The 25,103-nt window shown below is 55.7% G+C and carries 20 protein-coding genes; 14 read left to right on the forward strand and 6 right to left on the reverse strand.

Going from position 1 to position 25,103, the window contains the following annotated elements; translation table 11 throughout:
* The first annotated feature begins 54 nt into the window (after window positions 1-54).
* A complete protein-coding gene (gene putP / locus KFJ24_RS04025) occupies window positions 55-1,545 on the forward strand; it encodes a sodium/proline symporter PutP (RefSeq protein WP_434968031.1) in 1,491 nt (496 codons plus the stop codon).
* A 179-nt stretch (window positions 1,546-1,724) separates the two neighbouring features.
* Window positions 1,725-2,471, forward strand: a complete 747-nt coding sequence (locus tag KFJ24_RS04030) for a sulfite exporter TauE/SafE family protein (protein ID WP_250829797.1) — start codon at window positions 1,725-1,727, stop codon at window positions 2,469-2,471.
* A 67-nt stretch (window positions 2,472-2,538) separates the two neighbouring features.
* On the opposite strand, the gene KFJ24_RS04035 is transcribed toward KFJ24_RS04030, so the two are convergent.
* The gene (locus KFJ24_RS04035; protein ID WP_250832548.1) at window positions 2,539-5,133 is read right to left on the reverse strand and encodes a bifunctional aconitate hydratase 2/2-methylisocitrate dehydratase; all 2,595 of its coding nucleotides are present in this window, start codon (window positions 5,131-5,133) and stop codon (window positions 2,539-2,541) included.
* A 197-nt stretch (window positions 5,134-5,330) separates the two neighbouring features.
* Here KFJ24_RS04035 and KFJ24_RS04040 point away from each other — a divergent pair, with 197 nt between their 5' ends.
* Window positions 5,331-5,936, forward strand: a complete 606-nt coding sequence (locus KFJ24_RS04040; protein ID WP_250829798.1) for a tRNA-(ms[2]io[6]A)-hydroxylase — start codon at window positions 5,331-5,333, stop codon at window positions 5,934-5,936.
* A gap of 1 nt (window position 5,937) precedes the next feature.
* Here KFJ24_RS04040 and KFJ24_RS04045 read toward each other — a convergent pair whose 3' ends face one another.
* Window positions 5,938-6,819, reverse strand: coding sequence for a LysR family transcriptional regulator (locus KFJ24_RS04045; RefSeq protein ID WP_250829799.1), 882 nt, complete (start codon window positions 6,817-6,819; stop codon window positions 5,938-5,940).
* A gap of 142 nt (window positions 6,820-6,961) precedes the next feature.
* Between KFJ24_RS04045 and KFJ24_RS04050 the strand changes: the two genes are divergently transcribed.
* The 3 genes from KFJ24_RS04050 to KFJ24_RS04060 all read left to right on the forward strand — a co-directional run bounded on the left by KFJ24_RS04050 (window position 6,962) and on the right by KFJ24_RS04060 (window position 9,944).
* On the forward strand, window positions 6,962-7,732 hold the full coding sequence (locus tag KFJ24_RS04050; RefSeq protein WP_250829800.1) for a ferredoxin--NADP reductase: 771 nt from the start codon (window positions 6,962-6,964) through the stop codon (window positions 7,730-7,732).
* 141 nt (window positions 7,733-7,873) lie between these two features.
* The gene (locus tag KFJ24_RS04055; protein ID WP_250829801.1) at window positions 7,874-9,460 is read left to right on the forward strand and encodes a PQQ-dependent sugar dehydrogenase; all 1,587 of its coding nucleotides are present in this window, start codon (window positions 7,874-7,876) and stop codon (window positions 9,458-9,460) included.
* 88 nt (window positions 9,461-9,548) lie between these two features.
* Complete coding sequence (locus KFJ24_RS04060) at window positions 9,549-9,944, forward strand: acyl-CoA thioesterase (RefSeq protein ID WP_250829802.1); 396 nt, start codon at window positions 9,549-9,551, stop codon at window positions 9,942-9,944.
* Window positions 9,945-9,951: 7 nt separating this feature from the next.
* On the opposite strand, the gene KFJ24_RS04065 is transcribed toward KFJ24_RS04060, so the two are convergent.
* Window positions 9,952-11,010: a 2-dehydropantoate 2-reductase gene (locus tag KFJ24_RS04065; protein WP_250829803.1), complete on the reverse strand. Its 1,059-nt coding sequence runs from the start codon at window positions 11,008-11,010 to the stop codon at window positions 9,952-9,954.
* A 245-nt stretch (window positions 11,011-11,255) separates the two neighbouring features.
* Here KFJ24_RS04065 and KFJ24_RS04070 point away from each other — a divergent pair, with 245 nt between their 5' ends.
* Window positions 11,256-11,918 carry an OmpW/AlkL family protein gene (locus KFJ24_RS04070; protein ID WP_250829804.1) on the forward strand — a complete coding sequence of 221 codons (663 nt, stop codon included), beginning with the start codon at window positions 11,256-11,258 and terminating at the stop codon, window positions 11,916-11,918.
* Between the two features lie 82 nt (window positions 11,919-12,000).
* Here KFJ24_RS04070 and KFJ24_RS04075 read toward each other — a convergent pair whose 3' ends face one another.
* Entirely contained in the window at window positions 12,001-14,997 is a 2,997-nt protein-coding gene (locus KFJ24_RS04075; protein WP_250829805.1) for a hypothetical protein, read from the reverse strand.
* A 229-nt stretch (window positions 14,998-15,226) separates the two neighbouring features.
* Here KFJ24_RS04075 and KFJ24_RS04080 point away from each other — a divergent pair, with 229 nt between their 5' ends.
* The 5 genes from KFJ24_RS04080 to KFJ24_RS04100 all read left to right on the forward strand — a co-directional run bounded on the left by KFJ24_RS04080 (window position 15,227) and on the right by KFJ24_RS04100 (window position 20,575).
* Window positions 15,227-16,114 carry a hypothetical protein gene (locus KFJ24_RS04080; RefSeq protein ID WP_250829806.1) on the forward strand — a complete coding sequence of 296 codons (888 nt, stop codon included), beginning with the start codon at window positions 15,227-15,229 and terminating at the stop codon, window positions 16,112-16,114.
* Between the two features lie 258 nt (window positions 16,115-16,372).
* Window positions 16,373-17,398, forward strand: a complete 1,026-nt coding sequence (locus KFJ24_RS04085) for an amino acid ABC transporter substrate-binding protein (RefSeq protein WP_250829807.1) — start codon at window positions 16,373-16,375, stop codon at window positions 17,396-17,398.
* Between the two features lie 95 nt (window positions 17,399-17,493).
* Window positions 17,494-18,681: an amino acid ABC transporter permease gene (locus KFJ24_RS04090; RefSeq protein ID WP_250829808.1), complete on the forward strand. Its 1,188-nt coding sequence runs from the start codon at window positions 17,494-17,496 to the stop codon at window positions 18,679-18,681.
* The gene (locus tag KFJ24_RS04095; RefSeq protein WP_250829809.1) at window positions 18,681-19,766 is read left to right on the forward strand and encodes an amino acid ABC transporter permease; all 1,086 of its coding nucleotides are present in this window, start codon (window positions 18,681-18,683) and stop codon (window positions 19,764-19,766) included. The genes KFJ24_RS04090 and KFJ24_RS04095 overlap by 1 nt, the downstream gene beginning before the upstream one ends.
* A gap of 98 nt (window positions 19,767-19,864) precedes the next feature.
* The gene (locus KFJ24_RS04100; RefSeq protein WP_250832549.1) at window positions 19,865-20,575 is read left to right on the forward strand and encodes an amino acid ABC transporter ATP-binding protein; all 711 of its coding nucleotides are present in this window, start codon (window positions 19,865-19,867) and stop codon (window positions 20,573-20,575) included.
* A gap of 47 nt (window positions 20,576-20,622) precedes the next feature.
* On the opposite strand, the gene KFJ24_RS04105 is transcribed toward KFJ24_RS04100, so the two are convergent.
* Together KFJ24_RS04105 and KFJ24_RS04110 are read right to left on the reverse strand one after the other, a co-directional pair.
* A complete protein-coding gene (locus KFJ24_RS04105; RefSeq protein ID WP_250829810.1) occupies window positions 20,623-21,348 on the reverse strand; it encodes a UDP-2,3-diacylglucosamine diphosphatase in 726 nt (241 codons plus the stop codon).
* On the reverse strand, window positions 21,345-21,845 hold the full coding sequence (locus KFJ24_RS04110; protein ID WP_250829811.1) for a peptidylprolyl isomerase: 501 nt from the start codon (window positions 21,843-21,845) through the stop codon (window positions 21,345-21,347). The genes KFJ24_RS04105 and KFJ24_RS04110 overlap by 4 nt, the downstream gene beginning before the upstream one ends.
* A gap of 137 nt (window positions 21,846-21,982) precedes the next feature.
* Here KFJ24_RS04110 and KFJ24_RS04115 point away from each other — a divergent pair, with 137 nt between their 5' ends.
* Together KFJ24_RS04115 and cysS are read left to right on the forward strand one after the other, a co-directional pair.
* On the forward strand, window positions 21,983-23,662 hold the full coding sequence (locus tag KFJ24_RS04115) for a glutamine--tRNA ligase/YqeY domain fusion protein (RefSeq protein WP_250829812.1): 1,680 nt from the start codon (window positions 21,983-21,985) through the stop codon (window positions 23,660-23,662).
* Window positions 23,659-25,047: a cysteine--tRNA ligase gene (gene cysS, locus KFJ24_RS04120; protein WP_250829813.1), complete on the forward strand. Its 1,389-nt coding sequence runs from the start codon at window positions 23,659-23,661 to the stop codon at window positions 25,045-25,047. Before KFJ24_RS04115 ends, cysS begins: the two co-directional genes overlap by 4 nt.
* Window positions 25,048-25,103 lie beyond the last annotated feature (56 nt).

Below are 25,103 nucleotides of genomic sequence, written 5' to 3' on the forward strand. Positions count from 1 at the left end.
GTTCCAAGCCAATAACAACCAACCCAGATAGCGCACGGGGAGAAAACGAAAATGATAGGAAACAGCGTAGGGATAAGTATTACTTTCCTGGCCTACATACTGTTGATGCTTGGCATCGGCTATGTAGCGTGGAAGCGTACTTCAAACCTTTCCGATTATATCCTGGGTGGCCGCAGTCTTGGCCCCCTGCCATCTGCGATCAGTGCCGGTGCGTCCGACATGAGTGGTTGGCTTTTGCTGGGTCTGCCCGGTTATGCATACGCAGCCGGTTATGAGGCCATCTGGATTGCCGTTGGCCTCCTGGCAGGTACCTGGCTTAACTGGCTGTTTGTCGCCAGCCGTCTGCGGACATACTCTCTGGCCGCCGGCGACTCGCTGACTCTGCCATCCTTCTTTGAGAACCGCTTCCATGACACCAGCCGTATTCTGCGTGTGGTGAGTGCGTTCTTCATCCTGATGTTCTTCCTGTTCTACACCAGCTCTGGCCTGGTTGCAGGCGGAAAGCTGTTTGAGACCGTGTTTGGTCTCGATTACACCGTAGCTGTGATCGTTGGTACCATCGCAGTGGTTTCTTACACCTTCTTTGGTGGCTTCCTGGCGGTAACCTGGACGGATGTTATCCAGGGTCTGCTGATGTTCGCTGCGTTGCTGCTGGTTCCGATCATGGCAATCAATGCGGACGGAGGCTGGTCCGCCACCGCGGCCGCAATGGAAGCCAAGAACCCTGAGTTTCTTGATGCCTTCACGGGCACCGACGGTAAAGCTTTGGGCATCCTCTCCATTCTTTCCCTGCTGGGTTGGGGTCTGGGCTACTTCGGTCAGCCGCATATCCTGGCACGTTTCAAGGCTATCCGTAGCGAAGACGATGTTCCGGCCGCGCGCCGCATCGCTGTGATCTGGAGTGGTCTGGGCCTTTTTGGCGCCCTTCTGTGTGGCTTCGCAGCCATTGGGTATTTTGAAACGCCACTGGAAGACGGTGAGCGGGCGTTCATGCTGCTGGTTGATGCGCTGTTCCATCCGGTGATTGCAGGTATCCTGCTGGCGGCCATCCTTGCCGCTATCATGAGTACTGCGGATTCACAGCTGCTGGTATCTTCCTCTGCTCTCGCGGAAGACTTCTACAAGGCGCTCTTCCGCAAGGAAGCGTCCCAGGAAGAGCTGGTCTGGGTTGGTCGGTTTGCGGTTGTTGGTATTGCGGTTATCGCCTGTATCCTTGGCCTGAATCCGGACAGCAAGGTACTCGAACTCGTGTCCTATGCGTGGGCAGGCTTCGGTGCGGCCTTTGGCCCGGCTTTGATCCTGTCGCTGTTCTGGCGTGAGATGACCCGAAACGGTGCCATTGCCGGTATCATCGTCGGCGGTGTGACTGTCGTAGTCTGGGGCAACATGTCTGGCGGTATTCTCGACCTGTACGAGATTATCCCGGGCTTCATCTTTGCCACGATTGCGATTGTTCTTGTTTCCAAGTTTGGGGACACGCCGCACGCGAAGATCCTGGAAGGCTTTGATAAGGCAATCAAGGCCCGCTATCACAACCTGCCGTAACGCGCGCTAATCGCCGGGGTATTCCGGCGGTTCCGTGTTGAGAAAGGCTCCCGTCCGGGAGCCTTTTTTTGTGCCCGGGCATCCTGTTCGTGCGACGTATACGTTAACCGGATGGTTAGTATCCAATATAAGATGGCGATTATCATGATCAGCAGACCCCCCACTATGGAGCAGCTTAAGTGACTGTCCCTGAAGTCCTGTCATTGTTGTCGATCGGTGGTATAGCCGGATTTATCAATGTGCTTTCCGCCGGTGGCTCCATGCTCACGTTGCCTTTGCTGATGTTCCTGGGCTTGCCGCCACAGGTGGCCAATGGCACCAACCGGGTCGCCATTACCCTGCAGAGCGTCATGGCAGTCAGCAGTTTTCATCGCATGGGCCATGGCAACCTGATGGTGAGCCTGCACCTTGCTATTCCGGCGGTTTTGGGGTCCCTGTTGGGGGCCTGGGTGGCAACCGGGGTTCCGGACGCGGTCTTCCAGTTCGTGCTGGTAGTCGCCATGATCGGAGCATCCGTATTCATGCTCTTGCCGCAGCCAAAGCTGGATACCAGACCATTGACCACGGATCGTCTCGGGCCTGCGATCTACCTGGCGATGTTCGTCATTGGGGTGTACGGCGGCTTTATTCAGGTCGGGGTCGGAGTGCTGTTCATCGTGGTTCTTTACCACATGCTCAAAATCGACCTGCGGCAGGTGAATGTCCTCAAGGTTTCCATCGTTCTGCTATTCACTTTTGCAGCGCTTCTGGTTTTTGCATTCAGCGGTCAGGTTCGCTGGGGCATGGGGCTGACGCTGGCGGTTGGCAATGTCACCGGGGCCTTTATTGCAGCAAGGGTGAATATGGGCGAGCAGGGCGCAAAGTGGGTGAAGTGGATCACCCTGACTATGGTCGTTGCAATCCTGATAAGACTTGCGATGTTTTAGCAGACAATAAAAAACGCCAGCCCGGAGGCTGGCGTTATAACGGCACTAAACCGTATGGCTATGAAGCTTACGCAACGTTCGCTTCAGAGGCCTTCTTGGTGTAGTTCTCCATCTGGTCGAAGTTGAGATACTTGTAGATCTCTTTCGACATGCTGTTCAGGTCCTTGGCGTACTCCATGTACTCCGCGGCGGAGGGGAGTTTGCCCAGAACCGCGCCAACCGCCGCCAGTTCCGCAGAGGTCAGGTACACGTTGGCACCATCGCCCAGACGGTTCGGGAAGTTACGGGTGGAGGTGGACAGCACCGTGGACTTGGCAGCCACACGTGCCTGGTTACCCATGCACAGGGAGCAGCCCGGCATCTCGGTGCGTACACCGGCCGTGCCGTAGATGTTGAAGTAGCCTTCTTCCATCAGCTGGGCCTGATCCATCTTGGTCGGCGGAGACATCCACAGACGTGTTTTCAGGGGTTCCTTGTTCTGTGCCAGCAGCTTACCAGCGGCACGGAAGTGACCGATGTTGGTCATGCAGGAACCGATGAAGACTTCGTCGACCTTGTCGCCGGCAACTTCGGACAGGGTGCGGGCATCGTCCGGATCGTTCGGGCAACAAACGATGGGCTCCTTGATCTCGGCCAGGTCGATTTCCACCACGTGAGCATACTCGGCGTCCTTGTCGGCACGCATCAGCTTCGGATCAGCAATCCACTCTTCCATCTGCTTGGCGCGACGCTCCAGAGTACGTGGGTCGCCATAACCTTCAGCGATCATCCAGCGCAGCATGGTGATGTTCGAGCGCAGGTACTCAGCAACCGACTCTTCAGACAGGTTGATGGTGCAACCAGCGGCGGAGCGCTCGGCAGAGGCATCAGAAAGCTCGAACGCCTGCTCAACAGTCAGGTGTTCAAGGCCTTCAATTTCCAGGATGCGACCGGAGAATTCGTTGATCTTGCCTTTTTTCTCAACGGTCAGCATGCCCTGCTTGATGCCGTACAGGGGAATTGCGTGTACCAGGTCACGCAGGGTGATACCCGGCTGCATTTCGCCCTTGAAGCGAACCAGAACAGACTCCGGCATATCCAGCGGCATAACGCCAGTCGCGGCTGCAAACGCAACCAGACCGGAGCCGGCCGGGAAGGAAATACCCATTGGGAAGCGGGTGTGGGAGTCACCACCGGTACCGACGGTGTCCGGCAGCAGCATACGGTTCAGCCAGGAGTGGATGATGCCATCGCCCGGACGCAGGGCAACACCGCCACGGGTCTGCATGAAGTCCGGCATGGTGTGTTGCATTTCCACGTCGACCGGCTTCGGGTAGGCCGCCGTGTGACAGAACGACTGCATAACCAGGTCCGCCTGGAAACCCAGGCATGCCAGGTCTTTCAGCTCGTCACGAGTCATCGGGCCAGTAGTGTCCTGGGAACCGACGGTGGTCATGTGCGGCTCGCAGTATGTGCCAGGGCGAACGCCTTTGCCTTCTTCCAGACCGCAGGCCTTGCCGACCATCTTCTGGCCCAGTGAGAAGCCCTTGGTGCCCGCTTCCGGGTCTTTCGGCAGACGGAAGGTGTCAGTAGCGCCCAGGCCAAGTGCGGCGCGGGCCTTGGCGGTCAGGCCACGACCAATGATCAGCGGAATACGGCCGCCGGCCTGCACTTCGTCCAGGATTACGTCAGACTTGAAGCCGAACTCGGAAATGGTTTCACCAGCCTCGTTCAGGATCTTGCCCTCGTAAGGGCGAATATCGATGACGTCGCCCATGTTAAGGTCGTCGACCGGGGCTTCGAATACCAGGGCGCCTGCATCTTCCATGGTGTTGAAGAAGATCGGAGCAACCTTGTTACCGATACAGACGCCACCGGCGCGCTTGTTCGGGACACCCGGGACGTCTTCACCGAAGAACCACAGTACCGAGTTAGTGGCAGACTTACGGGAAGAACCGGTACCTACAACGTCACCGACGAAGGCAACAGGCAGGCCCTGGGACTTGATTTCGTCGATCTGGCTCATCGGGCCGGTAACCCCCGGCTCTTCCGGCTTCAGGCCATCGCGTTCCATTTTGTAGGCAGCGCGCGCGTGCAGCGGGATGTCAGGACGGGACCAGGCATCCGGAGCCGGAGACAGGTCGTCGGTGTTGGTTTCGCCAGTGACCTTGAACACCACCATCTTGGTGCTCTCGGGAACCTTCTTCTTGTTGGTGAACCACTCGGCGTTGGCCCAGGATTCAACAACAGCTTTGGCGACCGCGTTGCCCGCGTCCATCTTTTCCTTCACATCGTTGAAGGCATCGAACATCAACAGGGTACGCTTCAGTTTCTCGCCAGCCAGTTCGGCCAGTTCAGCATCGTCCAGCAGGTCGACCAGGGTTGCGATGTTGTAGCCGCCCTGCATCATGCCCAGAAGTTCAACTGCTTTCTGTTTGTTCAGCAGGGGAGAAGTGGCTTCATCCTTGACGATCGCGGTCAGGAAAGCGGCCTTAACATAAGCGGCTTCGTCCACTCCCGGCGGAATGCGGTTTTCCAGAAGATAAACGAGAGTTTCTTCTTCGCCGGCAGGCGGGTTCTTCAGCAGCTCCACCAGAGCTGCAGTTTGCTCGGCGTTCAGAGGCTTGGGAGGAATACCCAGAGCTTCACGTTCGGCTACGTGTTCACGATAGGCTTCTAACACGATATGGACCCTCATCTTCAGTTGGAATGTCCCGCGTTCTCGGCTTCAATGCCTGGCGGGAGTTTTATGGCGGAAAAGGCCTTAAACTGGCGCTGCATTCTATAGGAAACCCCTTACGAAGTTAAGTTGGACAGAGGTCGGAGAGATCTGTTATTTGCGCTATACTCCCGCGTCCCATTTTCAAGCCCGATGCCGACATGACTGACGCCCTACAAGAGATTCACGATTTCCTGCCGTGCCGCACGCCGCAGCAATGGATCGACAATGCCCTGGCCAATCAGGATCTGATGCTGATTGACCATGCCCATTGTGAGAAAAAGGCCGCATCAACGGCACTCAGCCTCATGTATCGCTATGTGGACAACAGCGACCTTCTGAACAAGATGTCCCGTCTGGCGCGGGAAGAATTACGGCATTTCGAGCAAGTTCTGGCGATTATGAACAAGCGCGGAGTGGAGTACGGCCACCTCACTCCGGCCCGCTATGCTGCCGGGCTGAGAAAGGAAGTGCGTGCAGAGGATCCCGGTCGGTTGATTGACGTGCTGATCGTCGGAGCCATTATCGAGGCCCGCTCGTGCGAACGCTTTGCGGCTTTGGCCCCGTTTCTGGATGAGAAGCTGGCAGAGTTCTACAGGAGCCTGCTGAAGTCCGAGGCCCGTCACTATCAGGATTACCTCAAGCTGGCGGAGCAGGCCAACGGGGGAGCGGTTGATGAGCGTATTCAGCAGTTTCTCGATATCGAGCACCGTTTGATTGTCGAGCCTGATACAGAATTCCGCTTCCACAGCGGGCCTGTTCAGTAACCTACAGCTGTCGGCAGAGCTGCATCCAGGCATCAATACCCGCGCTCCGGTATTTCTGCTTGTGCAGGATAAAATAAAACTGCCGGTCGAAACGCCGATGTTCCGGGACAGTAAGTGGTACCAGACTTCCTCGCTTGATCGCATCTTCCAGTACCACTTCAGACAGGCACCCAATGCCGAGGTCGGCCTCCACGGCACGCTTGATGGCTTCAGTATGCTCAAGCTCAAGCAGTACATTGAGGTCCGGTAGCAGCCCATGCATGCCTCTTTCGAAGCTTTGCCGGGTGCCGGAACCCTGCTCGCGCATGATCCAGGTCGCGTCGCGCAAGTCCTCATCGGTCAGTGTCTGCTTCTGCGCCAGCGGATTCGTGGGGGAACAGAAAACAACCAGTTCGTCGCCTCGCCATGGCAGAACTTCCAGCTCGGACGACTGCAGCTCGCCCTCAATAAGGCCGATGTCCAGCTCGAAATCCATGACCCGGCGCGCAATCGTGCTCGTATTGGCTACTTCGAGGGACACTCGGGGTTGAGTAGGGGTATTCATGTATTGGGCCATGACACCGACAACCAAATAGTTACCGATAGTAAGGGTGGCGCCGACTTTCAGGGCGCCAAGTTCGGAGTGTTTGCTGAAGGCCTGCTCCAGTTCATTGGCCTGGGCCAGGACGGCTTCGACCTTGGGCCTGTATAGCCGTCCGAGCTCGTTAAGCTGGAGCCGCTTACCCACGCGGTCGAACAGTTGGATATCAAACTGGTTTTCCAGCTCTTTCAGAGCACTGCTGGCGGCGGACTGGGACATGGCAAGGGATTCGGCTGCACGGGTGATGTTCTGGAAGTGTGCTGCAGCGAGAAAAACCTCCAACTGGCGGAAACTGTATTTCATATGAAAAGCCTAAATCGATTCGCTCGAATAAGGTTATGAGAATATCCCATTTTACCGATAGATTAATATTGAGTTAGGCTTTACGCAATTCAAGATTGAAACATTTGCTGTAAAAAGCGATTCGAACAGGCATGAGGTCTACATGAGCAACCTGATTAAAGAAACCGTCACCAGCGTGCATCACTGGAACGACACCCTGTTCAGCTTCAAGACGAGTCGGGATCCGGGATTCCGATTCAAAAACGGTCACTTCGTAATGATCGGTCTGGAAACCGAGGGCAAGCCCCTGATGCGTGCCTACAGCATTGCCAGTGCCAACTATGAGGAAGAGCTTGAGTTCTTCTCGATCAAAGTACAGGACGGCCCGCTGACCTCACGCCTTCAGAAAATTCAGGTTGGCGACGAAATCCTCGTCAGTCGAAAGCCTACTGGTACGCTGATTCTTGATAATCTGCTGCCCGGCAAGAACCTCTGGCTTATCAGTACTGGTACTGGCCTCGCGCCGTTTATGAGTATCATCAAGGATCCGGAAGTCTACGAGGCTTTCGATAAGGTCATTCTTACTCACGGCGTGCGGTATGTTTCGGAGCTTGCCTACCAGCAGGAAATTGAAGAGCTGCCCGAGAACGAATTCTTCGGTGAAATGGTCAAGGGCAAGCTGGAATACTACCCGACGGTTACCCGGGAAGCGTTTCGTAACAAGGGGCGCCTGACGGACGCCATGGAGAACGGCAAGATCACCAAAGACCTCGGCCTGCCTGATTTTGATCTGGACAATGACCGGTTCATGATCTGTGGAAGCCCGAGCATGCTCAAGGACACCTGTGCAATTCTCAACAAGATGGGCTTCAAGGAGGCTCGCGGCGGCGACATGGGACACTATGTAATTGAACGGGCCTTCGTTGAACAGTGAAGGCCTCCGTCTGCCGACAATCCCCGTTGGTCGGGTAAATAAAACCCCGGTGCGAAAGCACCGGGGTTTTTTCGTGTTACTCCATCCGGGGCAACTATAGTCAGTGTAAAGATGACACCAGCTATTGGAGAGGAAACGATAATGACCGACAGGCACAGAGGCAAGCGCATAATTGCGGGCTTCGTTACCGCTTTTGTTGTGGGTGTGATTCTGGGAAGTCTGGTACAAACCCAGTTCAACCTGCTGGCGCTTCAAGAGCTCGGTGTGAGTGTGGATATGAGTGCCCGGTTGTCCACTTCATTCCAGGACCTGCTTCATTTTGCGCCGCTTTATGCGGTTTTGTTTGGCGTCAGCTTCCTCCTTTCTTTGCTCGTTGCCGCGGCCTTGCTCCGGTTATTGGGACTGGGTGCGCGCGCACCTTTTTATGCGTTGGCAGGCGCCGCCGGATTATGGGTGACACTCTCCATCGTTAATGCTCTGGCGCCTATGCCGACATTGATTGCGGCAACTCGCACCCCGGATGGGCTGGTGGCCATGCTGTTTACCGCGGCGCTGGCGGGCTGGCTCTTTGCCTGGCTAACGGCGGGAAGCAGGCGTACCGCTGGCGGCTTTTCTACCGGGCCGGCCCTGGTTTTTCTTCTGTCCGCCGGCATGCTCTGGCCCGGCGCTCAGGCCCGGGCTGAATCGGCGGATGCCTATCAGGTGCAGACCTATACAGAAGGGCTTGAGCATCCCTGGTCATTAGTGTTTCTGCCCAGTGGCGGCGCGATCGTCACCGAGCGCCCGGGGCGTTTGCGTCTGCTGTCGGAAGAGGGCGCCCTTGAGTCCGGGGAAATAACGGGGGTGCCGGCAATTTTCCATTCCGGACAGGCCGGGTTGTTTGATGTGGCCATTTCTCCACAGTTTGCTTCTGACTCACTACTATTTCTTTCCTACGCCTGTGGTTCAGCAACAGCCAATCATCTGTGTGTGGCCCGTGGCAGGCTGCAAGGACGAGCCCTTAACGATGTGATGGAGATTTTCCGGGCCAAGCCTGGCAAGCAGGGAAATGCCCATTACGGCGGGCGAATGGCGTTTCTTCCCGACGGTACTCTGATCATTACCCTGGGTGACGGTTTTGATTATCGGGAGCAGGCACAGGTGCTGTCCAATCATCTCGGCAGTATCGTTCGCCTCAGGCCTGATGGATCGGTGCCGCAGGACAATCCCTTTATGGGCCGGGAGGATGTCCGTCCGGAAATCTACAGCTATGGCCATCGTAATGTGCAGGGCCTGATATACGATCCCGTCGACAACCTCCTGATTGCCCATGAGCATGGTCCCCGGGGGGGTGACGAGATCAACATTATTGAACCGGGCGACAATTATGGCTGGCCGGTCATCACTTATGGGCTGGATTACACGGGCGCCATGGTCTCGCCATTCACTGAGCGCGAGGGCATGGAGCAGCCTGCATTGCAGTGGACGCCCTCCATTGCCCCTTCGGGAATGACCCGTTACCGGGGAGAGCTGTTTCCTGCGTGGCAGGGTAGCCTGTTTGTGGGGGCGCTGGCGGACCGGAGTGTTCACCGCGTTGAACTGGCGGGCCGGGAGGCCAGGGATGTGGAAACCCTGTTTGCGGATCTGGGTGAGCGTATCCGGGATGTGGTTACCGGGCCGGATGGTGCCCTTTACCTGCTCACGGACAGCCCCGACGGTCGGGTCCTGAGAGTCTCACCCGGTCGCTGAAGACTTTTGCTGCCAATTTTGCTTCTCATTGTGTGAGGCGCGCGAGGCTAGGTGTATAGTATCGCGCTTTCAGAACAGGAGAGCCTCGATGTTTGATCTCGAAATTGAACCCCGCTTCAGTGATACCGATGGCCTCGGCCATATCAGCAACACCACGCTTCCGGTATGGTTCGAGCAGGCCCGCACCCCGGTATTCAGGATTTTTCATCCGAGCCTTGATGTTAAGGCCTGGCCGTTGATCATAGCGCGGATGGAGATTGATCTGATGGCCCAGAGCTACTGGCACTCGCCGGTGACCATCCGGACCGGCATCGGCAAGATCGGGAATTCGTCATTCCATGTGATTCAGCAAGCCTGGCAGGATGGAAAACAGGTTGCCCGTGGCGTCGCCGTGCTGATTCACTTCGATTACGACAACGAAAAGGCCTTGCCCATTCCTGACGATATCCGCGCGAAGCTGTCCGAGCATCTGGTTGAGAAATGAGTGAAGTCTACGCCTTGCCCCCGGTGCGCCTCGCGGCCTGAAGCTCTGCCAGCAATTCATCGCCCGGCCAGTGTCTGCGGGTTCGCTCACACTCATGGACCAGTTTCGTCAGCTTTCGATTCACCGGTGCCTGCTTGTCCATGGATTCGGCGAGCCGGACTACCTCCCCGTTTATCCAGTTGACTTCGGTGGGGCGGCCCGCTTCAAGGTCCTCCCACATGGAGGAACGGGCGATGGGATCAATGGCCAGCATCTTGCTCGCGACTCGGGTGAACAGCCAGTCCGGGAGACTCATCACCAGAGGGACCAGCCTCATGGGCACAGCCGTAAGCTTCACGGTCTCGATGCCGGCCTGTTCCAGCAGCGCCAGGGTTTCTCGCTGGGCCATGGCAAGACAGCGTCGGTAACAGCGATCTGACAGTTCTTCCAGTAAGGGAACATTGGATAGAGCATTAACCGGGTTATTGAGGTTAAGCAATAGCTTGGACCACATCACCGACATCATATCGTCGCGCAGCTCCAGTGGCAGTCCGCAGGCCTCAAAAACAGGCAAAAAAGCGTCAAGAGCAGAATCCCTCTCGGCAGTCAGGTGACCTTCGGTGCCGTGATGGAAGTGGCCCGGGCTCTTTTGCAAAACGTTAAAGGGAATCATGCCTGCGCAGACCCGAGCATCCGGCAGGTGAGCGGCCAGCGCGTCGGCGTTGGAGATACCGTTCTGAAGGCTGATTACCGGAGTACCCGGCTTCAGATATTTCGACAGTGTTTTGGCGGCCTCGTCTGTCGCCGCGGATTTTACCGTAACCAGAACCAGGTCGGCGTCAGCGGCAACAGAGGCGTCGTCGGTGAACTGTTGCGGGGAAAGCCGGGCCTCAAACCGAAAATCATCATAATCCGTGACCGTCAGGGGGTGTTGATGAAACACGTCCCTCAAACGCGACCGTCCGATCATAATCACATCGGCCCCGCCTGACAGTAATCGACCACCCAAGTAACAGCCAACACTCCCGGCCCCGAAAATGACGATCCGTTGATGACTGTATGGTCGAGAAGGAGAGTCCGTCGGCATGATTTCAATCGCTGTCGTTAAAGGATACAGATTGCAGACTGTATGGCGCGAGAAGAGATGTCAATTCGGGCACTGAGCTCCTGAAGCAAATAACGAAGAGTGTTTTCTATGTAGTGTGGCTTGCCGGTTTGATCGCAAATTAATCAGTTTGTTTGACGCTCATCATAAGGGTGTCGTCCGTGAACACTTAAACTGGGAATGTTGTTGTTTTTTTTCGATGAAACAGGCTCCACAGGAGAGGAACCATGAAAAATAGAACTTTGGTCAGCGGCATGCGGTGTTCGGTTGTCATTGCCGCAATGGGAGTGGGGGTTGTGAGTCAGCCTGTTATGGCTGCCACTGGCGACCTGGTCGTTCGGGCAGGGGTCAGCGCGATGAATACGAGTTCCGGCAGTGACAGTTTCGGTGCGATTCCCAGAAGTGGTGTTCGTCTGGATGATGCGGTCACTTTGAGTGCATCGGCTGCTTATTATCTTAGTGATTATGCGGCGGTAGAACTCACAACGTCTCTGCCTTATCAGCATGATCTGGAGGGTAACAACCGACTGAAAGATCTCGGTCTGGGTAAGCTGGCGGAGGTCAAGGAGATCCCGACCTCGCTGACGATGAATTTCTACCTGACCGATTACTCCGCCGTGACGCCTTACGTTGGCGTTGGCGTGGCCTACACCCGATTTTATGATGAAGAGATGAAGGTGCCGGGTCTTGCTGTGGATTTTGAGGATTCGATGGACCTTACCGCGGTAGCCGGTGTTGAAATGTCGTTCCCGAGTAATCTGATGGTGAGTTTTGATTTACGCTACATCGATTTACAGCCCACCGCCGATTTCAATGGCGCCGTTGATGAAGATATCGAATTGGAAGTGGATCCGGTGATATTTACACTCAGCGCGGGCTACAGATTCTGAATAGAAGTTGTCTTAAAGTTTTGAAGCTTGCAAAGAAAAGGCCGGGAATATCCCGGCCTTTTCTATGTACAGTACAGATCGGTTAAGGTCGGAAAATGACCAGGCCGCCGCCGCCGTCGGCGACATAGACCCGTCCATGAGCGATGGCAGTTCCGGTCGCTTCACCGACAGTCTGCTGATGTTCCATCAGTACCGGATTGGCGGGATCACTCCAGTCAAGCTTGGCGACCCCTGCTTCGCCATAGGCGACATAGAACAGCAGTTTGGGTTCGTCGAGTGTAAACCATTTGCCATCACCGTCGATCAGCAGTTTGTTGGCTGGGAAGTACTGCGGTGTCATGTACAGGGCTTCCGGATCAGAGTCCTCAAGCCCCGGCTCAGTCTGGAGCCGGTACTGGGCGACGGCCTCAGGGCGATAGTCTTCAGAGTTTCCTGAGCCGCCCGGGGTCCAGATCTTGCTCGGATCAACACCCTCCGGCAGCGGTGCCAACAGATCGTCAATGCTGTAGGACAGCAAACCGAAGCCTCCATAGCTGAAGTAAGCATGGTCGCCCACCACATCGACATCTACGCTGCGGCTGTCCGCCTTGCCGATATGAACGGTTCCGTCCAGTTCTTCCTCGATCTTGATTGGCTGGAAGATCTTGACCAGTTCCATGCCGGGGGTGACGCCGTCCACCAGAAGGCCGGTCATGTCGACCACGGCAATACCGGAGTGGCCGGAGGCGACAAAGGCGTAGATTTTGTCATCGGAGGGGTTGGTCCAGAGTTCGACGCCGGACGCGCGACCGAGGAGCGGATTACCGGTCGCGGCGCCCAGGTTGGCGACCACGTGATTACCGGATCCATCCGCCGGATTCATGGTCATATCGTAGACGGTCAGACCGTTGCTGCCGTCTGCCACAACAGCATAGTCGCCGTGGAAATCCACATCGTAGGCGTGGTCCTGGCGCTTGATGTCGCCGTACGAGCCCGAGTCCAGGTTATGTTCATAGAAGTCTGACGGTTGCGGTGTCAGGAGTAGGGGCGCACCCGGCACACCCTGACCGGCTTCCGCCGAGCTGATGTCTACCCGACGCAGGCCAAGACTCTGGGACATAACGTGGGCCAAGCTGTCATCTTCACTCAGAATGACGTTGTAGGCATGGGGCGTCGGGAATACGGTCGAGCCATCCGGATTGTCGACCTGGTATTCATCCACCACGGTGTTGGCGACCACGTGCGGCTCATCCATTGCATTGCCGGTGGCATCGGCAATTTGCCATACGCTCATGCCGTGGGGCCCATCCGCCAGATACAGGTACTGCCCGCTGGCTGCGACGCCCTGGGTGTGGCCAATCGCCAGGGGTGAGGTTGGCAAGCCATCGGCGGCAGCGAAGGTTTCTGTGGTGCTGGCAAAATAGGCCGGCACCGTGAAGTCAGCGCCGCCAGGGGTCAGAACGCCAAGGTCCATGAAGTTAAGACCACCTGCGCCCGTCGCCTGGACGACGTCCACCCCACCGGCTTCATCGCTGAGCGTGGGCATCAGGAACATAGCACTTCCGTGGCCGCTGACTTCACCGGTAACCAGCAGGCTCGGGGCCTCGTACATCCAGATGGGCAGTGACTCGTTGTCGTCCGGATTCCAGGCGTCCATGTCGTAGGAGGTGACAAACTCGTAGTCCGGCCAGTGGAGAAGGGGGTTGTCATCGTTATCGAAGCCGCCCGCACCTTGTTGCCAGTTTGCCTCTGGCTCATCGGCGCCATCAAGTGCAACCAGGCCGGCGAAATGGTCAGAGTAAAACACCCGGTTGTTGGCCATGTCTGCTTCAACATCAACGACCCCGGCTTCCTTGAGCATACCCACGCCGAAGTACGGAAACAGGCTTTTTGACTGTTCGCCGGTTGGTTCGTCCGGGCCGTGCGCGGGCACGGCCGGGGCATACCCCAGATAGCCGGTGGCGGCGTTGGTCGGGTCTACGTCAATGGCGACAATGCCGGCCAGGCCATAGGCCATATAGACAGTGGTGCGCTCACTGCCTTCAGGCCCATAGGTTTCTACGTCCAGGGCGTTGGCCTTGTAGTAATATTTGCCGTAACGGTCAAAGTCGGCCCACGGTGTGGGTGCATCAACTTTGTCGTGCCAGACTGTCTGGATCTCGAAGGAAGCCTGGTTGTGGTTGGGCATGCCGGTATCGGCGTCCAGATACCCTTCGCCATCGGCAGTGGGATCGGTCTGGACCTGGGTTGTCACGTCCATATTCAGGAACCAGTCTTCGGAAACGCTGGCGTCCGTATAGAGATTGTAATAACCCACTTGGTCCAACGTCTCGGGGTCATAGATACCAAGGCCCAGGAAGCCGATTGCAGCATAAAGGCGTCCATCGCTGTGCAATTGCAGGTCGGCAGGGGCGCCCCAGGGATGTTCCCCGGAGTATTGCAGCGTGTATTCCTCTGCATCGATCAGCAGCGTACCGTCTTCCTCGGTAGCCGGTGTTTCAGTGATCACATTGGCAAGCGCTGTACGGTGAATCCCGTAGCTCTCATTCGCGATCCACAGGTCGGTACCATCTGTTTCGAGGGACTTTATGAATCCGTGGCCTTCGATAATGACGTCCTGCACCAGGTCACCGCCACCTTCGGCGTAAACAATGCCGTCCTGATAGTAATTGACCGGGGTGGTATGCAGGACCTGCATGGCCGCGGGGTCGGTAATATCCACCACCGCAATGCCGGATTCCCGGACGGCCGCCAAAGCGTACGTGCGGCCATTGTAGGGAACCACCAGGATGTCCTGGATGAAGCTCTCCAGTTCGATTTCATGCACTGAGCCGGCGGTGGTCTGGATCGGGGTCATGGCCAAGCGGTTGGCCATGTTGTAGACCGCCCAGTCGGTATCTCCCATGTCCGCGCGCGCCGTTGCGGTCGTCGCGCCCCCGATCTGGACTGCCTTTTCAGTCAGGAAGGCTTCTTCAATCACCTGTCCTTCCGCAGTTCCGTTTAATGAGCTGCCGCCATCACATCCGCTCAATAACAATGCAATGACAGCACTAATGCCTATGCCGGCTGATGGTAATGTTTTCACCCTGATACTCTTCATCCTTTACTCCTTGGCACTTTCTACGCCTTAATCACTCGATATACATACCGACTGCTTTCATTTTTTATTATTCATTTATAGGATTTTGTAAAGTTGATGAGAGTCAAAAATATGTGCAATGCAGATGCAATGGCGTCCGGTATATCCGTTAATGCTGCGCTTACCACGCAGTTGAACCCGATTGATGCCCCTCGGCAATGAGCTGTTCTCAAATCAATGAGGTGGTTGCTTGCTAAAAGAATTATCCGCTCTGATCCTGTTGTCGGCTGTTTCCATGATCGCCGGCTGCGACTTCAGGCCTGAAACGGTAGAAGGAGGCGCGGAAAAGACACAAGGCCGGGCGGCAGTGGATGTCTCGGGGGGCGTTTCACTGTCCCTGAGTCGGGACCAGATGGAGTGGGTTGGGCGCCGGATTTTCCAGAATGAATGTGCGGCGCAGTTCCGTTGCCTTGTGCACTGGAACGACGGTGAGGCATTTCCTTCGCTCGGCATCGGTCATTTTATCTGGTATCCGGAGGGTGTGGATGCCCGGTTTATCGAGAGTTTTCCGACACTGATTCAGTACATGGTCCAGCGGCAGGCGCCTGTTCCCCGGTGGCTTCGCCAGCTTGAACCGTTCGACGCACCCTGGCCGGATAAGGCAGCCTTCCAGTCGCAGGCGGATACGCCCCGGGTCGTCGAATTACGCGAGTTTCTGGCGAGCACCCAGGGCATTCAGGCCGAGTTTATATTCAGGCGTGCGCAGGACTCACTTGGAAAAATTGTGATGGCTGTGCCTGGGAGCCGGCGTGAGCAGACACGGGAGCACCTGGGATCACTGAGTTCCACGCCAGGGGGCGTTTACGCGTTGATGGATTATGTCAATTTTAAAGGTGAAGGACTCTCAGAGACGGAACGATATAAGGGCCAGGGCTGGGGGCTTTTGCAGGTTCTTCTGGCTATGGAGTCGGACCCTGACGCCACGACACTTGAGGAATTTCGAGACGCTGCGGCAAAGATTCTGACGCGCCGTGCCGATAATGCTGAAGATCCCATCGAGAAACAACGTTGGCTCAATGGCTGGCTGAAGAGACTTGGTACCTATAAAGAGCCGGACGAAATGAATTTCTCCGGATAAAGTTCAAAAAAAGTAGTTCATTTCCCGAACTTTGTTCTACTTTGAAAGAGCATGGTCTCTAAAAGTGCCTCGTTAAAGGGCATTGATCTCCGGCATGCGTGCGAAATGAGTGCATGCGTCCTGGCGATGGTCTGCCGGAGCAAGCTTTGGGATCGGGATAAATTGGAAAAAGTACGAAAAACAATAACGTGTATTCAGTGGCAAGCAATTTGCTCCCAGTTATTGTGAAGTAACCAACCGAAGTTCGGAGAGAATATAATGAAAAAGACGAAATCGATCGCCTTGGGAATCGCACTTGCAGCAGGTGCATTTACCGCCACGAACGCACTGGCTGCAACTACCCTTGAGAATGTTAAGGACAAAGGTCACCTTCAGTGTGGTGTAACCAGTGGTCTGCCCGGCTTTTCCCAGCCGGACCAAGAAGGCAACTGGACCGGAATCGACGTGGACACCTGTCGGGCTGTCGCCGCCGCAATTTTCTCGGACCCCAAGGCCGTTGAATTCACCCCGCTGACTGCCAAGGAGCGTTTCACGGCTCTGCAATCTGGCGAAATCGACATGCTGTCACGGAACACTACCTGGACGCTCACGCGAGACGCGTCACTGGGCCTGAACTTTGCCGGTGTGAACTACTATGACGGTCAGGGCTTCCTGATCAATAAAGGCATTGGCGTAGACGATGCGAGCCAACTGGACGGTGCGACCATCTGTATCCAGTCAGGTACAACCACTGAGTTGAACCTCTCTGACTACTTCCGTGCCAAGGGCATGGAGTTCAAACCGATTGTTTTCGACACCTCAGAGCAGACCGTTCAGGGCTTTTCCGCTGGTCGCTGCGACGTACTGACTTCCGACCGTTCCCAGCTGGCTGCCCTGCGTTCCAAGCTGTCCGATCCGAGCTCCGCGAAGATCCTGCCTAATACGATTTCCAAAGAGCCTCTGGGCCCCGTTGTACGTCAGGGCGACGATCAGTGGTTCAACATCGTGAAGTGGGTACTCGCGCTTCAGATCAACGCCGAAGAACTGGGTGTGACCAGTGCAAACGTTGAGGAGATGCTGAAATCCGACAACCCCAACATCCAGCGTCTGCTGGGTGAAGACGGCGATATGGGTGCCAAATTGGGTCTGCCGCATGATTTCGGCTACGAGGTCATCAAGCACGTCGGTAACTACGGCGAGATGTATGAGCGTAACGTTGGCCCGGATACTCCGCTGGGTCTCGACCGCGGTATCAACGCGCTCTGGACCGACGGCGGCGTTCTTTATGCGCCACCCGTTCGCTAAGACCTGAAAGCGTGCAGTGGATGGTCCGGCTCAGCCGGACCATCCGTTGTTTGCTGTGATTTGTTTCTTCGCGGTTAAGCTTTCAGGGAACCTGCATGAACAAGCAAACGATAAATTCAAGACCTGCGAGTCCCAAGCCCTGGTATGACCCGCGGGTCCGATCAATTTTCTTCCAGGTTGTCGTCATCTCCCTTGTTTTCTGGGGTGGCTGGACACTTGTCAGTAACACGCTTTCCAATATGGAAAGCCGTGGTATCAGTACTGGTTTTGGATTCCTTGATGAGACAGCCGGCTTCGGCATCATCATGTCCATGGTGCCTTACGATTCCACCATGAGTTATGGACGGACCTTCTGGGTCGGTCTCACCAATACATTGTTGGTTTCTGCGATGGGTATTGTTGCAGCAACCCTGCTCGGTTTCATCCTTGGCGTGGCGAGACTATCCAGCAACTGGCTTGTTGCCAAGATGGCTCTGGTTTATGTCGAAGTCATCCGGAATATCCCTCTGCTTCTGCAGATCTTCTTCTGGTATTTCGCCGTTCTCAGTAGCCTGCCTTCACCCAGGCAGAGCGTTGACGTAGGCGGTGCCTTTTTCCTGAATAATCGAGGGCTTTACTTGCCGGAGCCTTTGACGCAAGACGGTTTTGGTCTTGTATGGGGTGCGATTATCGCTGCCATTGTCGGCGTCCTCGTACTGAAAAAGTGGGCCAAGAAACGTCAGTTGGCGACAGGCCAGATCTTTCCCGTTTTTAAAGTCAGCGTTGCGGCTCTGGTGTTGTTGCCGGTACTGGCTTACTTTTTAGCTGGCAGCCCACTGGAGTGGGATTTACCGGCGCTCAAAGGGTTCAACTTCGGTGGTGGAATTACCATCATTCCTGAGCTGGCTGCCCTGTGGATTGCCTTGTCGCTCTACACGGCAAGTTTCATCGCCGAAATTGTCCGGTCCGGTATCGTGTCAGTCAGCAAGGGTCAGACAGAGGCATCCAAGGCATTGGGGTTGCCGAACGGACTGACTCTGCGTCTGGTGGTTATTCCCCAGGCCATGCGAGTGATCATCCCTCCGTTGACCAGTCAGTATCTGAACCTTGCCAAAAACTCCTCTCTTGCTACTGCCATTGGTTACCCGGATCTCGTTGCCGTGTTTATGGGTACGACGCTGAACCAGACCGGTCAGGCGGTGGAAGTAGTGGCAATTACCATGGCGGTGTATCTCACCATCAGTCTTTCAATCTCCCTGTTGATGAATATCTACAACAAGGCCGTGGCGATTAAGGAGCGATGATGGCTGAGTCAATGATGAAACCACCGAAGAAGAACATTGGTGCAGTCGCCTGGATGCGCCAGCATCTTTTTTCCAGCTGGTACAATGGCCTGCTCACAATTGCGGTCGGCTATCTGCTTGTGACCAGTGTAGGGCCTTTGTTCAGCTGGCTATTCTTTGATGCCAGTTTTCGCGGTACCGAACCCAGTGAGTGTGATGGTGGAGGGGCCTGTTGGCTGTTTATTAATGAGCGGCTGAACTTCTTTATTTACGGATTTTACCCGGATGAGTTGCAGTGGCGCGTGAACCTCGTATTTGGTCTGCTCGCAGTGGCTTTCGTTCCGCAGTTCATTGAGCGCTTTCCAGCGCGCAAGTGGTTCGGCATCTTTGGTCTGACCGGCCTTCCTGTCATTGGCTATTTCCTGATTCCCGGCGGTACCTTTGGCCTGGAAGAAGTGGAAAGCACCAAGTGGGGCGGCCTGATGCTGACCCTCATTCTCGCCTATATCGGGATACTCGCGTCCTTGCCAATTGGCATCGTGCTTGCGCTTGGACGGCGTTCGGAAATGCCCATTGTGCGCGGCCTTTGCGTCGTGTTCATAGAGGTATGGCGAGCGGTTCCGCTGATTACGGTGCTGTTTATGGCGTCGGTTATGCTGCCGTTATTTCTCCCTGACGGAATGAATTTCGAGAAACTGTCTCGTGCGTTGATCGGTATCACGCTCTGGCAGTCTGCTTATATGGCGGAGGTAATTCGAGGGGGCTTACAGGCCATTCCGAGAGGGCAATACGAAGCGGCTGATGCACTGGGGTTGGGCTACTGGAAGAAAACCGGGCTAATCATCCTGCCGCAGGCGCTGAAAATGGTCATTCCCGGCATCGTTAATACGTTTATTTCGTTGTTCAAGGATACGACCCTGGTGCTGATTATCGGCCTGTTCGACATTCTCGGCACGGTCCAGTCCACGGTGACCGACCCTGCCTGGCAAAACGTTGCTGTCGAGGGCTATGTCTTCGTGGCCTTCTGTTTCTGGGTTTTCTGCTTCGGCATTTCCCGCTACAGCCAGAATCTTGAACGTAAACTAGACACCGGTCATAAGACCTGATGGGTAACACTATGACAGACCAGACCCAAACAACTGATTCCCAAGAGTCGGTTCCCAACCAGACCGCCAACCAGCCTGATATTATTCGGGTGGAGGGTATGCACAAGTGGTATGGGGATTTTCATGTACTCAAAGATCTCAACCTGAACGTGCGTCAGGGTGAGCGGATTGTAATCTGTGGGCCGTCCGGTTCCGGTAAATCCACTTTCATTCGGTGCATAAACCGCCTGGAAGAGCACCAGCAGGGCAAGATTATTGTTGATGGCATCGAGTTGACAGACGACGTGCGCCATATCGATACGGTGCGTCGGGAAGTCGGCATGGTGTTTCAGCACTTTAATCTGTTCCCGCATCTGACGGTGCTCGAGAATTGCTGTCTGTCTCCAATCTGGGTTCGCAAGACGCCAAGAAAGGAAGCCGAGGCAGACGCTATGGAATACCTGAAGCGGGTAAAGATTCCTGATCAGGCGAACAAGTACCCAGGCCAGTTATCCGGTGGTCAGCAGCAGCGAGTAGCCATTGCCCGGGCGCTTTGCATGAAACCAAAGATCATGCTGTTTGATGAGCCAACGTCTGCGTTGGACCCGGAAATGATCAAGGAAGTGCTCGATGTCATGATTGAGCTGGCAGGAAGCGGTATGACCATGCTTTGTGTAACCCACGAGATGGGTTTCGCAAAAACGGTAGCAGATCGGGTGATCTTTATGGATGGTGGTGAGATCGTGGAAGAGGCGCCGCCTCACGACTTCTTCACCAATCCTCAGGAGCCCAGAACGCAATCGTTCCTCAAGCAAATACTGGCACACTGAGTAGACGTAGAAAAAAAAGAGGCCGGGCAAATGCCCGGCCTCTTTTTTTAGATGGGGTGCTTGTCGAGTACCGGCTCCTCGCCGGGCCTAACCTCCAGCCACCAGACGTGCTTGTCCCAGTCGCCCAGAACAATCCGCTTGGCCAACTTACCATTGGCTGCCAGTTCATGCTCTGCCGGGCGGTGGGTATGGCCATGGATAAGTCGTTGAACGCCGTGCGCTTCCATTTCCTTCACCACCTCTTCAGGGGTGACATCCATGATGGTTTCTTCCTTGCCCTGATTCTTGGCCATGCTGATTTCCCGCAACTGCCGGGCCATCTGCTGGCGATCAGCCAGGGGACGCTGAAGAATCATCTGCTGCCACTGGGGGCTACGCATGTTGGCGCGGAATTTCTGGTATTCAACGTCAGCGGTGCAGAGACTGTCACCGTGCATAAGCAGGGTGGGGGTGCCATACAAGTCGACGACGGTTGGATCGTCCAGTAATGTTGCGCCGGCGCGGTTGCAGAAATCGTCACCGATCAGAAAGTCCCGGTTGCCATGCATCAGGAATATTTCCGTGCCGCTGGCATTCAATTGTTGCAGCGAGGCAGCAACCTGTTCCTGCAGGGGCGTCCGCTCATCGTCACCGATCCAGGCTTCGAAAAAGTCGCCGAGGATGTAGAGTTTATCCACACCCATGGCTTTTTCTTTCAGGAAGCCCATAAACGCATCGGTGATGTCCGGGCGCGATTCTTCCAGGTGCAGATCAGAGATAAACAGCGTCGTCACGCGTCCTCCAGTACCTCAGCTTTCTCGATGATAACGTCATCGGCCGGCACGTCCTGGTGGCCAGCACGCATGGTCGTGCGGATGGCGCGGATCCTGTTGACCGTGTCCATGCCGTCTACAACCTTACCGAACACGCAATAGCCCCAGCCTTCGGCATTTTTGGCGGTGTGGTCGAGGAAGCCGTTATTCTCCACGTTGATGAAAAACTGGGCGGTCGCGGAGTGCGGATCCATGGTGCGGGCCATGGCAACGGTTCCCTGCATGTTGCTCAGGCCGTTGTCAGCTTCATTCTGAATCGGGTCCCGGGTTTTGCGTGGGGTCATGCCCGGTTCGAAGCCGCCACCCTGAACCATGAAGTTGCTGATTACACGGTGGAAGATCAGGCCGTCGTAAAAGCCATCGCGCACGTACTGTTCGAAATTTTTGGCGGTTTCCGGAGCCTTGTCGTAATCGAGTTCCAGCTTGATGTCGCCGTGGTTGGTTGTCAGCAGAATCATCAGGATTTCCTGTTCAGAAAGTTGAAGAGCGTAAAACCCGGTATTGTACTCAAGAGTTTCCTGCTATGCATGAGTCTGGCAAGGATTTGTGAGTATAATAGGCGGTTTCAGATTCACTCCTTTTTGACAGAGAATGTATGAGCGCCGAGTCGAAGAAAGCCCATAACTTTATTCAGAGCCTGATCGAAGACGCCATCGCCAAGGGCGAGCACACCGGAAAAGTGGTAACCCGTTTTCCGCCCGAGCCGAACGGCTACCTGCATATTGGCCACGCCAAATCCATATGCCTCAACTTTGGCATCGCAGAAACTTTCGGCGGCGAGTGTAACCTGCGGTTTGATGATACCAACCCGGAAAAGGAAAACCAGGAGTACATTGACGCCATTAAACAGGACGTGGAGTGGCTGGGTTACGAATGGGCCGGCGAGGTTCGGTTCGCTTCTGATTACTTCGATGCCCTCTACAATTTTGCCGAAGAGCTGATTGAAAAGGGCAAGGCTTACGTTTGCGAGTTATCGGCTGACGAGATGGCCGAGTTTCGCGGCAGCCTTAAAGAACCTGGCAGGAACAGCCCTTACCGGGATCGTCCGGTGGAAGAGAACCTGCAACTGTTCCGCGATATGCGCGACGGCAAATACCAGAACGGCCAGTTCGTTTTGCGTGCAAAGATCGATATGGCGTCCCCAAATATTAATCTGAGGGATCCCATTCTTTACCGCATCCGTTACGCCGAACATCATCAGACCGGTGACAAGTGGTGCATCTACCCGATGTATGACTTCACCCATCCGATTTCCGATGCCATGGAGGGGATCACCCACTCCCTGTGCACACTGGAATTCGAGGACCATCGCCCGCTTTACGACTGGGTGCTGGACAATATCTCCGGTCCATGTCATCCGCGCCAGATCGAATTTGCGCGCCTGAACCTGAACTACACCATGACCAGCAAACGCAAGCTGAAGCGTCTGGTCGATGAGAACTTTGTGGACGGCTGGAACGATCCCCGGATGCCCACCATCTCCGGGATGCGCCGCCGTGGCTACACACCCGAGTCTATTCGGACTTTCTGCGACATGATCGGCGTAAACAAGGCGGGCGGTACCGTGGATGTGGGCATGCTTGAGCACGCCATCCGTGAGGACCTGAATACCCGGGCACCACGCGCCATGTGTGTCATGCGCCCACTCAAGGTGACCCTGACCAACTATCCGGCCGACAAGACTGAAACGCTGGTGCTGCCGGTACACCCCCAGAACCCGGATATGGGGGAGCGGGAAGTGACCTGGAGTCAGACCCTGTTTATCGATCGTGAGGATTTTGCGGAGGAGCCACCACGCAAGTGGAAGCGTCTTGCTCCGGATCAGGCGGTTCGCCTGCGCGGCGGATATGTGATGACCTGCCGTGAGATTGTTCGTGATGACAGCGGTGAGATTGTCGAGCTCAAGTGTGAATACGATCCGAGTACGCTCGGTGTGAATCCGGAAGGTTACAAGCCCAATGGCGTCGTGCACTGGGTGTCTGCCACCGACAGTGTTGAGGCAGACATAAATCAGTATGACCGCCTGTTCAATCATGAATCCCCGGACAGTGACAAGGATGGCGATTTCGTCGATCACCTGAACCCTGAATCACTGGTGGTTCTAAGGGGGGCACGCGCGGAGAAAGGACTGGTCGAGCCTCGCGGCGATCTTCCTTACCAGTTCGAGCGTGAAGGGTATTTCTATTGCGATCAGGAACTCACCGCCAGTGCCGGTCGGCCGGTGTTCAACCGGACCGTTACTCTGCGCGATTCCTGGGGGAAGGGGGGCAAGTGATCCGTATCTACAACACGCTCACGCAGCAAAAAGAAGAGTTCCGGCCAATCGAGCCGGGCAAGGTGCGCATGTATGTATGCGGGATGACTGTCTACGACTACTGTCATCTCGGCCATGGCCGTGTTCTGGTGGCCTTCGATGTGGTCACCCGGTACCTGAGGCATCGTGGGTACAATGTGCACTATGTGCGCAATATCACCGACATTGATGACAAGATTCTTCGGCGAGCGGAGGAGAATGGTGAGGTCTTTACAGACCTGACCGAACGCATGATTCAGGCCATGCATGAAGATGAGGCTCGCCTGGGTGTCTTGTCTCCGACCGAAGAGCCCCGTGCTACCGGCTATATTGACGAAATCGTGGCGATGATCCACAAGCTGGTTGCAAGTGGCCACGCCTATGCGGCCGATAATGGCGATGTGTATTTCGCCGTCGACTCGTTCACCGATTACGGAAAGCTCAGCAAAAAGAAACTGGAAGATCTGGTTGCCGGGGCTCGCATCGATGTCCAGGAGGCCAAGCGAAGCCCTGCAGACTTTGCGCTCTGGAAAGCTGCCGGCGAAGGTGAGGTAAGCTGGCCTTCGCCCTGGGGCGATGGTCGTCCAGGGTGGCACATCGAATGCTCCGCCATGTCCACCACCTGTTTGGGGGACACTTTTGATATCCACGGCGGTGGCCCAGACCTGCTTTTTCCACATCATGAAAACGAAATTGCACAATCCGAGTGTGCAACAGGGCATGATTTCGCCAGAGCATGGATGCACGCCGGGGCAATTCGAGTGGATAGAGAGAAGATGTCCAAGTCGCTTGGCAACTTCTTCACGATTCGCGAAATCCTGGAAACGTATCCGGCTGAGGTGGTGCGTTACTTCCTGGTATCCAGTCATTACCGTAGCCAGGTGGACTATTCCGAGGAAAATCTGGCGGAGGCCGGTCGCACACTGACGAAGCTGTATCACGCACTGCGGGGTATTGTGCCGGCCAAGGCAGGGGACGTGGCTGAAACGGAGCACGATCGCCGTTTCGAGGAAGTGATGGATGATGATTTCAATACGGCGGGCGCCATTGCGGTGCTGCACGCTGTTGCCAATGAAATCAATCATCATCGCCGCGAAGGCCATGACCTTGCGGCCAAGGAAAGTGCCGCAGTTCTGGTTCGTCTTGGGGCGGTCCTGGGTCTGCTGCAGCAGAATCCGGAAGCTTTTTTCCAGGCCGGTACCGGTGGTGAGCTGAGTGCTGAGGACGTCGAAACAATGATCCAGGCCCGTGCCGATGCCCGCAAGGCGAAAGACTTCGCGGAAGCGGACCGTATCCGTGACGATCTCGCGGACAAGGGCATTATTCTGGACGATTCCCGCGCGGGAACTACCTGGCGGCGGGGATGATCGGAGCTAGACTCCGACTAAAGCCGTGTTGTATTGGTGGCAATGACCTTATAGGT

The sequence above is a fragment of the Marinobacter sediminum genome, from assembly GCF_023657445.1.
Lineage (GTDB): Bacteria > Pseudomonadota > Gammaproteobacteria > Pseudomonadales > Oleiphilaceae > Marinobacter > Marinobacter sediminum_A.